General features: G+C 70.6%; 5 protein-coding genes and 1 pseudogene. 1 reads left to right on the plus strand and 5 read right to left on the minus strand.

The annotated features are described in order from the left end of the window. The 5 genes and pseudogenes from ACFFNX_RS26495 to ACFFNX_RS26515 all read right to left on the minus strand — a co-directional run. Nucleotides 1–1,231 (minus strand): annotated as a pseudogene (locus ACFFNX_RS26495) (hypothetical protein); the annotation flags it as partial. A 54-nt stretch (nucleotides 1,232–1,285) separates the two neighbouring features. Further along, the gene (locus ACFFNX_RS26500; protein WP_378207806.1) at nucleotides 1,286–1,726 is read right to left on the minus strand and encodes a WXG100 family type VII secretion target; all 441 of its coding nucleotides are present in this window, start codon (nucleotides 1,724–1,726) and stop codon (nucleotides 1,286–1,288) included. 40 nt (nucleotides 1,727–1,766) lie between these two features. Further along, nucleotides 1,767–2,285: a WXG100 family type VII secretion target gene (locus ACFFNX_RS26505; protein ID WP_378207809.1), complete on the minus strand. Its 519-nt coding sequence runs from the start codon at nucleotides 2,283–2,285 to the stop codon at nucleotides 1,767–1,769. 57 nt (nucleotides 2,286–2,342) lie between these two features. Continuing rightward, nucleotides 2,343–3,002 (minus strand): hypothetical protein, encoded by a 660-nt coding sequence (locus ACFFNX_RS26510; protein ID WP_378207812.1) that lies wholly within the window; start codon nucleotides 3,000–3,002, stop codon nucleotides 2,343–2,345. A gap of 97 nt (nucleotides 3,003–3,099) precedes the next feature. After that, a complete protein-coding gene (locus tag ACFFNX_RS26515) occupies nucleotides 3,100–3,534 on the minus strand; it encodes a cupin domain-containing protein (RefSeq protein WP_378207814.1) in 435 nt (144 codons plus the stop codon). A 550-nt stretch (nucleotides 3,535–4,084) separates the two neighbouring features. Here ACFFNX_RS26515 and ACFFNX_RS26520 point away from each other — a divergent pair. Further along, nucleotides 4,085–12,825: hypothetical protein (locus ACFFNX_RS26520; protein WP_378207817.1), on the plus strand; the 8,741-nt coding region annotated here is incomplete at its 3' end.

Here is a 12,825-nt window from a genome sequence, read left to right on the forward strand (position 1 = left end):
CCCGACCAACCGACGGCACACGCCCACCCGGCGGAGGAACCACAACACCACCCTCCGGCCCGCCAAGTGCCACCCGGCCTACGGACGGTCCGCCCTCGCCCGGTGGAGGGGTGGCGGTCCGGCCTGCGTTGAGCTGCGCGGCGCCCGGCCACGGAGCGCCCGTCCGGGCCGTGGTGCCGGGCTCGTCACCCGCAGGCCGGGGCGGCGGGGCGGAATCGCCAGGGCCCGGGCGGCCGGCCGCTTCCACACCAGGGCCATGGCTCCCCCCTGGAACGGCGGACGGGGTGTCATGTCCGATCACCGGCGGCCCCTCCGGCCGGAACTCGGCTGCGACGGTTCCCGGCCCGCCCACCTCGTGGAAGCCGATCTCCGCGTTGACGGGGCCGGGCACGCGACCGTTGATCCGGCCGCCGCCCGGTGCCGTGACCGAGCCGGGGCGCGGCACCTGGCCGGTCCCGCCGACGTTCGGCGGTTTCGCCACCGGAGGTCCGTCTCCGCCCGTCTTCACCCCATCGAAGTCTCCGCCCGTGCGTCCGGCGCCGTGGGCGCCGAAAGCGCCTCCCGCACCGCCGCCGAGCCCCGCCGTGACGGCCACACCCCACGCCTCGGGTTTCCAATCGTGGTCCCCGATGATCGCGTGGCCGATGGCCTGCGGGATGAGGTCCAGCCCGGTGTTGATCGCGGCACCGCTGATGGCCCCGCCGACGAAGCCGCCGACTTTCGCGGCGGACGACGCGCCGATTCCGGCCGTCTTCGCGATGACTCCGACCAGATCGGAGATGACGCTCGAGAGGATCCTGTCGGCGGCACTGAAGATCGCGGCGCCGAACCGGGTGAACGGGATGATCATCGTGGCGAGGCCGACGACCTGGAGGATGATGTCGAGAATGGCCTGCTTCTTCATCTTGTCCACGGCCTCGGAGAGCTGGTCGCCGTAGTAGTCGATGGCGCCGCCGATCGCGTACGCGGCATCTCTGGCCTTCAGCAGGTTGCCCAGGATGGGGCCGCCGTAGTCGGCCGGGCTGCTCGCGCCCGCCGAGTCTCCGGTCCCCCACAGGATCTGCATCGCCGAGGCCGCCTGGCCTGACCACGACATGCTCGCGACCCCGCCGGTCATCGAGTCGGCACGTTCGGCGAGCAGGTCGCCGAACGCGATCCACTTGTCGCCCAACGAGTAGATCGCGTCGATGTCGATACCGAGCCATACCTTGACGTCGCCGCTGCTAGCCATGAATCCTCTCCACCCCGGATGAGGATGGTTCCGCCGTGTTCCGCCGTCAGGCCGCTACCAGGTCTCGGTCACGGCCGTCACGGTGGGATCCGTGATGCTGTCCGGGTGACCGGAGTCGCCGCCGCCACTGGTATCCGCCAAGGCCGTCGTCATGTTGGTGAAGAAGTCCTTGAGCCCCTGCTCCGCGCCGGCGAACAGGGAAGCGACGATGTACACGCCGTCCAGGACGATGTTCAGCGCACCTTTCTCCGGATGGTCGTGGGTGCCGAAAAGCTCCTTCGCGACGGCCGTCCACCGGTCGCCGAAGTCATTGGCCTCCTCGGCCGTCTTTCCGGCCCATCCCAGATTCAGGCCCTGAAGAGTGTCGACAATGGTGCCGAGAGAATCGGCGATGGACTGACTGTACGCCTCGATGTTCCTGGCGTGCACGAGAATATCGCGCGGCGAGACGATGAAGGTCTGGACACTGTCGTAGTCTGCGAGAGATTCTGCCATGACCGATACGTGACCTCTCAGTCGACGGACACAAGGACAATTAATCCGACAGTCTTGCGTCCGGAAGATACCGGAGCGACAATGACGCCCCCTCGGTCGCGCCGTTTCCGCCGCGCGGAATCGTGGCGCTTCTCAGCAGCAGCTTCCCCATCTTCTCGCCGTGTCCGTCGCCGGGTTGCGCGGCCACCCTCGCCAACAGCTTCTCGACATGCTTGTCGTCGCCGCCGTCGTGGGAACCGGACTTCTTGCCGCCCGATTCGAGGTTGAGGGCGTTGACCTCTTCGGTGTGCCGGTAATTGTCATATGCCGTCTGCATTCGCCGCACCATGTCGAAGAGCAGCGCATTGAGATCCGCACTGGCCGTCGTCAGCCACACCTTCACGTTGTCGAAGGTCACGGCCGCCGGGGTGTTCCAGTCGTCCCGGCACTTGTCGAACTCACTGGACACCTGGGTCAGCAGGTCACTGATCAGGTCGTGCTCACGCTTGACGACGCCGATCGCATGGTGCAGTTGACCCAGATCGACCTTGAACTCACTCCAGGTCGTCGGACTCGCCATAGGACATCCCACTCCACTGAGGCCTGATACCGGACAGGTTCACTTTCAAGGTGCCGATCACGACTGGCTCGAGTTGTCCATATGCGCGGCCACCGGGTTTTCGGGAGGTGGCGGGAACATCGCCGCACGGTCGGTGGCGGCATAGGTCTGGCCCGCACGATCCACTCCCGCGATGAACTGACCGACCAGTTCGATGGCGTTGGCGGCGAACTCGAGCACCTTCTCCTGGGCGGGGTTCATACTGGCCGCGAACTCCACCGCGCTCGCCGCCGCCGGACTCGGGTCCACATGCTCGGTCGGGTTGCCCCCGCCGCCGCTGACCACGCTCGCGGCGCTCGACGTGGTGTTGGTGACGGTGGCGTTCTGGCCGAAGACGGTGTCCTTGCTGCCGAAAACCCCGAGCCGCAGGTCCTCGTAGGCGCTCACCAGGGTCTGCGCGTCGGCGAGCATGGTGTTCATGCCGCCGCGCAGTGAGGCCAGGTTGACCGTGAACCCCGGGACATCCGGTATGTCCTTGGGCGGGTCGCCGGCCCCCGCCGGAGGCGCGGGCGGGTCCTCATTGAACGAGGGCGGACCAGGGCTGCTCCACGGTGCGGGAACCGCCAGGTTCGGCACCTCGCCGGAGAAGTCCTGTCCCTTGTCCGGGTCGGGCGGACCGTCGCCGTCATCTGCCGGCGGCTGGTAAGGCGGACCGTACTTCGGCTGGGAATGACCCACCGCTCACACCTCCGTCAAGTCTCCCGATGCACGGCGACCCGGCCGGATCGCGCCCGGCCGGGCCACACGCCCACCTGCGGCGAGAAGTCGTCGTGGCCTACTGGAAGTCACACCCGGGGTTCGGGGCGTCCTCCGACAGGGGGCTTCCGACCGGAAGGACGTAGACGACGTCGAGGACCACGGGCACCGTGCCGAGATTGCGGCCGATGTGCACGTGGTTCGAACCGGCGGGTTCGACGATGTGGCTGCCGGTCCGGTAGACGCCGTCGGACTCGCACGTGGCGTCGAAGTGGCTGAGCGTGCCCTGCTTGACGTAGCCGATCAGGTTTCCGTCGTGGAAGTGCCAGCCGGTGCTCTGGCCCGGCGGCAGGGTGATCTCACGTACGACGATGTGCCTGTCGCCCACGGTCTCATCGCCGATGATCGTGCCGGTGACGCCCGGCCCGGCCGGGGTCGCGTTCGCCGCGGTCGCGGCGAAGGACAGACCGGCGATGACGGCGCCGACGAGGGCGAACCGCCCCGAATATCTCATGATGCTCCCCGAGCCTGATGAATCACTGGCGACACACAAGGATCCACACCGGCCGGCCCGCGCGGCTAGAACGCCGACGCCAATTCGTTGAACGCCCAATCAGCCGACGCCCCTCACGGATGGCGCCACGGTTCTCGACTGCGGCACGGATATTCAATTATCCATAACGAATCGCGCATGCCGGAAACGCTTTCTCTTCCGTTGCCCGAACGCCCGTGATACATGTTTGAAACATTCGGACCCGGGGCGTGAATCCAGCCGTCACAAAGGCGAAACCGTGGAATCTGTGCGGACAGCTCGTGTTCGACGGGTGACCGGCGCGGACCCGGCCGCACCCGTATGGCGCACCTCGAGCCGGAGCGAGGCGGCCGGACGGTCCTTCTGCGTGCAGGCCGCGGCCTTCGACCTCCCCCGTAAGACGGAACGGCGGGACTTCCCCTGGTCGGTTCGCCCCAGCGGCCCCACGCGGCGTGCCGGTGGCCGTGGCCTCCCGCGAACGCCGTCCGACGGTCGTACGGCCGAGCCCACCTCCCCGGGCCGGATACCCGAGGTGGTCCCGGAGAAGCCGGTGACGCCGGGCCCACGACCCGTGCACCACACGGTGCCGCTCGAGGAACTGCTCGCCGACACGCGTGTGGGCCTGGCCGACGGTGTCCCGGTGGGATTGTGGCTGCCGGGTGCGCCCGAGCACGGGCTGGGTTTCGACGAGGCGACGATCGGGGCGCTGGGCGAGCTGGTGCCGCCCCAGACGGTGTTCGTGGTCGGCGCGGAGCACGACGGTCGGGTGGTGGTCGACGGTCGGCCGGTGTCGGTGGAGACGCTGTACGCGACGATCGCCGCGAAGGCACCCGGCATGCAGCCGTTCCTGCTGATCCCCGGGGCGGCGGAGATGGCCGAGCCGCTGGCCCGGCGGTTCGAGGGTCCGGTGCTGGCGGCCCCGGACGGGATGCGGTTCGACCCGGACACCGGCCTGACGTTCCTTCGTCCGGTCGAGGACGGGCCGCCGGCGCCGGAACCGTTCCGGCTGTACGAGCCCGGCCTGCCCGCCGGTCTGCCGATCGCGGCCTCGCTGAACGTGCGCCCTGAACAGGACCACGACTCCTCGGAGTCCGCCGTTCCCCCGCCCCCGGCGGTGCACGTGGTACCGCCCACGCCAGTGCCGTCTCCGACCGACGGGGCGTCGGCGCACGAGGCATCCCTGCCCCGCTCCCGGCCGATCTCACCCCGGCATACGGAGGCATCGGAGTCGACGATCTTCGGGCCCTACGGCGAACCCGTCGAGCGCGCGCCGTCTCCTGCGCCGTCGGCCGACACACCCGACGTACAGGACCAGCCCCTCGACGAGATGGCCCGCTCCATCGGAGTGCCACGCGCCGGGCTGCCGTACATGCGCGCGCTGCTGGCCGGGATCGACTTCGAGATGGGCCGCCGGGGACGGACCTTCACCGAGAAACAGAAGGCCGATCTGGTGCAGCGACTACTCGCCAACTACCCGTACCTGCTGGGCAGCAGCGCCGAGAACAACACGAGCGGGCTGGTGGTGCCGATCGGATCGACCGAGCTTCTGATCACCTTCGACCCCCGGCGACCGCAGCGTGTCGTCCGCAATCCGGCCGGCTCGTACGCCACGCCGTCGAGGAACGCCGCCCCGGACGGTTCCTTCGTGGCCGTCGACACCATCAACGCCGCGTACGGCACCGGCGCGCACACGGACACGCACAGCGGGCAGACCGGGGCGACACGGGGCAAGGTCGGGCTGACGTTCGGCATCGGCGCGACGCCGGGAGTGCTGAACGTGGTCAAGGTCGGCGCGTCGGTCTCCGGTGTGGCCAACCAGTCCAACCGGAGCACGACGAACGTCAAGGACGCCGAGCGGGGGAAGGTCGAGGACAGCCGGATCGAGGCGGAGCTGATCTCGTATCCGGAGGTGAACATCTCCTTCAAGATCCGCGAGCAGAGGGCGAGCGAGGATGTGCGCCGCTGGCAGGACCTGACGCCCTTCCGCGTCCCGGAGTCGGGCGGGGAGGCGCTGCTGCTGTGGGTGGCCAGGCCGTACACCGAGGACCAGCCGGCGAGCACGGTCACCGCGACCGGCCCCGAGGTCGACGCGCGGCGCGGGCGGCTGCCGAGGAACTACCACGCGTCGGGTCTCACCAACATTCCCCGGCTGTTCGACGAGGTTCTGCGGATGCTGCGCGGGCAGGGCCTGCGGCTGCCGACGGGGAACGTCACCCGTGAGGAGCTGTTGCAGAAGCTCACGAACCTGAACACTCACCTGGACAGCGCGGTCAACGATCGGGACGGCTACCGGATCACGCTGCACGACGCCCGGGGCAAGAAGATCGCGATCGTGCGGGTGCACAGTGAGCTGCTGCACCCGGAGACGGCGCCGCAGATCGGGGCGGTGAGCGACAAGGTGCACCTGGAGGACGTCCGTACCGCGATCGATGGCAGCAGCGGCAGCCACACGGTGACCGGCTCCACCACGATCACCCCGCTGAGCGGGGAGTTCGACCTGCTGCCGAACCCGACGGGCATCAAGGATCTGGGCCTGAACATCGGTGCCTCGGGGTCGTACACCAAGACCCGGACCGACACGCTGTCCGCGGGGCGCACCGGCCTGTGGGTCCTGGTGCCGCGCTACACCGGCCTCACCGCCGCCTACGGCGTCCGGTTCCGGCACCGCGCCACCGTGAGCGTCCTCGGCGGCCGGGGCCGGCGCGAGACGGACGCGGTGGAGGGGGCCGCGCTGGTGCGGATGCCGGTGAAGGAGGCGTTCGGGCACGGCTTCGCGGTGGACCGGGACACGCTGAAGAACCCGCCGGCCGAGGACGACACGATGCCGTACGCACCCGACGCCGTACGTGGCTCCGGGCGCCGCCCGGACGACCCGCCGGCCAAGGACGTGCCGTTGCACGTTCAGGAGGGCAAGGGCGTCGGCATGGGTCTCGTCCGGGTGTCGGACGACACCGTCGACGCTCTCCGGACGATGGTCGAGGAGGAGGTGCGCCGGTACGGCTTCCTCCCACGGGACCGAGACGATCCGTTCGCCGGGCATCACTGGTACAGCAACGGCAGCCGGCTTCGGCGGCGGCTGGACAACCAGGACCTGCTGAAGAAGATGATCTCCACGCAGGGCCTGGACTCCCACTACGACCAGATCCATCAGGACGGGATGAGCTTCACGCTGCGGCTCAGCGGCGGTGGCGCCGGCCTGGACCTGGACTTCGACTCGGTCAAGGTGACCGTGAAGGCCAGGAAGGGCGCGACGCCTCCCCGGTACGTCCAGAGCACGAACGAGTACCACACGGTGAACCTGGCGATGGGCATGGACACCATGGGGCAGGGCGTCAGCCAGGCCCGCAAGCTGGCGGTCGGTGTCTCGCTCAGGGGGTTGTACAAGTACCTCAAGGCCGCCGCGATGGGTGTGGAGTTCCAGCGGACCGTAGGGGCCGCCGACAGCGTCGGCTTCCTCAACAACCGGCCCGAGCTGTTGGAGTTCCCGGGCGAGGTCGATGAGTTCGTGCTGACCAGCGACTACGAGCTCGGTTTCGAGTACGCGCACTCCGCGGGCAAGAGGTTGCGCAAGCCCCCGCCCCCTGATCTCCCCCGGCGGCCCGGGCCGCCCCGTCTGCCGAACCAGACGGCGGTGGTGCACCTGCTGCCGCTGGGCACCGCCGACCAGCGCGGACCGGTGCAGGAGGCGACCGCGCCCGCCGACCTTCTCGACCAGGGGCTCGTCTACTTCGTCGACACCACCGGACTGCGGGAGCTGGCCGGCCGGGCGCTCACCGACCTGCGCAGAGTGGACCGCGCCGCCGACGCCGACATCGACACCTTCGCCGGCACCATCAGCGTACGGGCCCACCTGCGGGAGATCCTCAAGAGTGAGTACACCACCGACCGGCTGTTCGACACGGGCCTGTTCCGCGACACCTTCGGAGCGTTGGACATCTCCGGTGAGCTGCACGACGTGGAGTTCAGCGGCTCCACCGGGGAGAAGTTCGTCAAGGGTGACATCAAGCTCACCCTGCTGGAGAACCGGCTCACCGACAACAGCTCCCTCGGCATCACCTGGGATCAGCTGGACGTGGCCGGCGGCGGCGACGCCGGCCACGCCGTGCTGACCGGCGAGGCCGACGCCAACCGGCACTCGCAGTGGAACACCGCGACCGCCGCCGGGCGGACCGGCGGCAAGGAGCTGATCCAGCTCGACTTCAACCACGCGTACGCCTTCGCCGGCAAGGTGCACCTCGCTCTCTCGGCCCGGCAGGAGAAACACTCCAAGCTCATGCCCGGCGGCACGCCCCGGCACCTGACCGGAGAGCGGCTCGGCCCGCGCACGATGATGTTCCTGCTGTCGGAGCCCGAGGCGCTGAAGCGCTACGCGGAGCGCAGTGTGCCGATCTCCGACGCGCAGCTCACCGACGCCCTGACGCGATGGCAGAACGGGGATCTCACGCTCAGCGGTGACACCGCCGGCAGGGTCCTGACGCGCTGGCGAGCCGACCTGGTCGACCAGTGGGACCGGCTGGAGGGCGTGGCCGTCTGGGAGAGCGAGTATCCAGACCGGCTCCGGCAGGTCGCCGGCTTCGCGGACGCGCTCGTCCGGATGCACCGCACGGGGCAGGAGCCGGTACGGGACGCCCAGGTCCGGCAGGACTTCGACGCCGCCTTCGAGCGGCCCGCGCCGCTGGAGGCTCCGCGCGATCCGTTCGGCCCCGTTGACATGTCCGGGAGCCGGGATCTGCTGGACTACGCGAACGGCGCCGCGGACCTGCCGGACCAGCGGCTGACCGACGCCATGAACGCCTGGCGGAACGGCGACCTCACCCTCGGCGGCGACGTGGTGGCCCGGATCCTGGCGCGCTGGATGACCGAGCTGCCCGGCCCGCCTCAGGGCACCGACCATCGGCTTGACCTCGTCACACTCCTGTACGACCTGCACGCCAGGGGCGCCCTGCCGATCTGGCAGGCGAAGACGCGGGAGCGCTTCGAGAGACTCCCCGGGGCGCGGCCGCTGCCGACCCCGAAGACCCCGCTCGAACACCTGGAGCTGCCGGAGTACCTCAGGCGTGAGGACCCGGGCGGCCGCCTCCTCGGCCACAGCGGTATCCAGACCTACCGGCACGACAACGGCCAGACCACCTACCAGCTGGTCCGTCGGCAGATCGAGGCGGTGGCGCCCGGCATGCTGGCCGCCGGAGCCGACATCTGGGACCGGAACGGCCGGGTCGTCGGCCGCATGCAGGGCGGCGTCGACGCGCTCCAGTCGATGTACGCCGAGGGCCGGGACGTGGGCCTGTTCGAGGAGTTCCTGTCCACGAACGGCTACTCCTTCTACGTGGTCGACCCGGTCGGCTGGCTGCTCGCCGACGTGGTGGAGGTCAACCTCTCCAGCGTTCTGACGTCGGCTCCGAAGATCGGTGAGTTCGTGCCGAACACCGGCATCGAGGTCTACGGACACGGCTACCGAAGCTCATCCGTCGCCAAGTCCAAGGACGGTTCCCAAGCCCTGACGTTCGCCAAGTTCGGCACCGGCGGGCGGCCGGACACCACCGCCTCCGACGCCGTCGCCGCGAAGGCCTCCGAGGGACACCACCGCGGAACCACGAGGGCCGAGACGGGCGTCACCGAGCAGACCGTCTACGACTGGTCCGGGCACTACCTGACCGGTTTCGACGAGGAGATGACGATCAGGGTACGGCGCCTCGCGATGTCCGGCCGGCCGCTGAACAACCTGCTGATGACGGCGTTCGACAAGCTCGCGCATCGCGGCCGGACCGCGCAGGAGACGGTTCCCGGCCGGCTGGAGATCCAGGTGCCGCGGGCGATCGCCGAAGGCGGCGTGGCGCGCGGGCCGGCCACCCGGCGTGACCTCGCCCCGCTGCCGAAGCTGCCGGGCAACGCGTTCGTCGCCGGAACCATGATCGACGACGCCCTGCCGATCGCCCAGAAGATGCTGGCGCAGGTGTTCGAACCCGGCGCGGTCGCGCGGATGTTCGGGGCGAAGGCCGCAGACCCGGAGAAGGAGTCCAGCCGGTCGCTGCCGGTGCTCCTGTCGCGGCTGCACCTGACCAACCACCTGCGGGACGCGACGGGAGGAGACACCTACCAGGTGGCCAAGGGCCTCATCATGCCCGGGGACGCGGATGTGCGTGCGGACCTGTACCTCAGGGGCGAGTTGTACGACCTTCAGGTGATCGCCCCGATGAAGGAGGGGACTGGCACCGGCCGCTACAACAAACACCAGAGCGGCACCACGGCGTCGGCCGGCACCGACCAGGTACGGCTGGAGGGCGACTACCAGCTCGACGGCTCGGGCCACATGAGCCACCACCACGCCGACCAGGCACCGCACACCTGGGACTTCCAGGACTCCGGCAGCCGTGTGACCTCGATGAACCAGAACAGCGCCGGCACCGAGAACTACCGCAGGGAACAGCACGCCAAGGAACAGGGGCCGGTCCACATGGTCCGGCTTCGCTTCCGCGGCCGCCTCGAGGCGGAGAAGTTCGAGCATCACCTGTTCCGCAGGCCGACTTACAAGGGACGCTTCCGGAGCGACCCGATCACCGGCGACGTCTACGCGGAGCTGTTCGAGGCCGAGGTCGACGAACTGCGCGTCCAACTGGAGCGGGAGCGGGCCGCGGCCCGGCCGGACGCGGAGGCCTGGCCGGACATGCGCCGGGCCCCCGGTTTCGACCTCGCCCCACTGTTGCTGGGAGCCCTCGAGAACCGCCTGGAGGCGTCCCGTGCCTACCAGCACGTGGCCCGGCACATTCGCACCCGGATCGGCGGCGACCGGCCGGTCGTCCTGACCGCCGACGACCGCAACCTGGCCATCCAGCGGTACCGCGCGACACTGTCCTGGGCCGTGGAGACCATGCGGGCCGACCTCGTCGCGGCCCGGAGGACCGCGGCGGACACGGCCGAGCCGGCGAACCTGCGAGCGTTCGAGGCGCGGCTCCATCACCTCCGGCTCTGGGAACAGGGGCACACGGGCCGGCACCCGGCGCTCCGCATCGGCCCGAACGGGCAGCCGGCCGTGGCACCCGACCTGGCGACCGCGATCGACCAGGACGTCGACGTGATGATCCGCGCCGTCCAGACGGCGCGCGACGACATGAACACCGCGATCGCGGGCGCCCCCGTACCGGGCGCCTCCCTCGGGGTCCTCCCCGCGCTCCCGGCCGAGATCTCGATGCTGGGGCAGCATCCGGTGCACCTCGCCCGTGACGTGGCGCACGACCTGAACGCCCACGTGCGCATCGACGTCCGCCGACCCGACGGCTCGACACGGCAGACCTGGCTCGACCCCGACGGCGGCGTGCACACGTTCGACCCGGCCCGCACCCGGGTCGACGCGACCGGTCACCTCCACATCTTCGACGGACGCGCCGAACAGCCCTTCACGGCGGACCTCGCCCACCGGCACGGGCTGCTGCCGGACCGGCACCGCGCCGACGTCATCACCTTCGCACTCGACGACGCCGGACTCGGCCGGCTGTACCGGAACGCGATGGCAGGCCGGCAGACCTTCGAGCAGGCCGTCGCGGAGGAGATCGCGGCTCGCCGGGCACGGCTGGACACGGTGCACGCGGGCCTGTCGCAGCGCGTACGGCAGGCGTACGAGGCGTACGAGTTCTGGCGGAGCGACCTGGAGTGGCGCCGCGCGGAGGAAAGGGCGATCCGCGATCGGATCGAGGCGTCGGACACGGACGCCGCCGCGCTCGCGGATCGCCTGGAAGAGGTCCGCGAGACTCCGGACGCCACGGAGCGAGTGGAGCAGGCGCGCAGGATCCTGGACCGCCTGCGGAGGGCCGCCCGGCCGGACGCGCCCGGGCGTCTGTCGCCGGGAGCCGTGCGGCGGATCGGCCTCCGGCTCGACGACCTGACCTCGCTCGGACGGCTCCTCCAGGCGGCACGCGTCCGCCGGACGGACCTGCCGGACGTGCCCCAGGGGCTCGCGCTCACCGACGCGTACCTGTCGGTGAACGCCGACGGGCGTACGGTCCTCCACCGTCGCCACGAGGAGAGCCGCGGCATCGGGCCGGCCAGGCCGCTGGCGGAGTACGCGCCGGTCTTCTGGATCACCCACGGCGCTCCGGACGAGGGCGCCACGGTGGAGGACATCGTCGGCACCGACTGGACCGCCGCGACGGAGTTCCTGACGGCCGACCGCGACGTGAGCCTGTCCCAGCGCGTCCATCAGGCCCTCAGGCTGTCATCCGACCGCCTCATCGAGACGAGCGACGAACTGCCGGACCGTCCGCCGGCCGGCACGTGGGTCATGTTCGACGGCGACGCCGCCGCGGGAGCGGCGGTCGTGCTCGCCGATGGGCGTTATCGCACGTACGTTCCCGGGGCGGAGATCCGGGTCCTGCCGGCCGAGGACGTACGGCGGGAGGCCGGCGGGCGGCCGAGGTTCGTGATCGCCGAGCCCGAGGATCAGCTCCCCCTGCTGCTGCGCCCATTGCGATCCGGCGCCGACTCCGAACCGCCGCGGGACCGGGACGAGGAGCACGGATCGACCCGGACGGACGATCCGCCTCCCGCGGACCCGCACCTGTACCGGAACGCGTCCGGCGACCACCGGGTCGGCGAACGCGGCCTGGCCCAGGACGGCTGGCGGCATGTCGGCGCGCTGTCGGAGTTCGCCCCTCTCTCCTGGCTCACCCACCGTGCGCCCGCGCACGGAGTGACGGCCGTCGACGTCATGCGGACCGGTCTGCCCGCCGCCGTGCGGTTCTTCGCCCACGTCGAGCGGGCAGGAGAACGCGCCGACGCCGTCCGCGCGTACCTCGCGGAGGAGCCCGGTCGCGACGTCGAGGTGACGCGACGGCTGCCGGAGAGCCTGCCCCCGGACACCTGGGTGTGGTTCACCGACCGTGCGGGCACCGGAGCCGGGTACCTGCACCCGGACGGCACCTGGCGGATCTTCGCGCCGGGAGCCACCCTCCGGGCGGAGGACGGTGCGCGGCGCCTGTCCGGCGCGTCGCGCACCTTCGTCGTCGGCCGCCCGGCCACCGACGCCGCTGTCACACGGCCGGCGCCCCTGGCGCGGGAGGCCGAGCCCTTCGCCGCCGGGCCCCTGCCGCCTCGTCCCGGCGACCTGAGCCGCGACGGCGTCGCGCCGTCCGCCGGGGAGGATGAACGCTCGCGGCTCCCCGCCGCTCACCGCGGCTGGGCGGGAGACGAGACGGCGGAGTCGCTTCGCCGTCTGGAGGCTCGGCTTCGGCGGGCCGGCCCCCGGGCTCTGGCACTGGTGACCTTGCAGGAGCCGGACCA

Origin of the sequence: Actinoallomurus acaciae (assembly GCF_042429965.1) — a bacterium.
GTDB lineage: Bacteria > Actinomycetota > Actinomycetes > Streptosporangiales > Streptosporangiaceae > Actinoallomurus > Actinoallomurus acaciae.

Coding starts and splice junctions, on each gene's coding strand:
- ACFFNX_RS26500 (WP_378207806.1), bottom strand. CDS start 1,726: ATGGCAGAATCTCTCGCAGACTACGACAGTGTCCAGACCTTCATCGTC.
- ACFFNX_RS26505 (WP_378207809.1), bottom strand. CDS start 2,285: ATGGCGAGTCCGACGACCTGGAGTGAGTTCAAGGTCGATCTGGGTCAA.
- ACFFNX_RS26515 (WP_378207814.1), bottom strand. CDS start 3,534: ATGAGATATTCGGGGCGGTTCGCCCTCGTCGGCGCCGTCATCGCCGGT.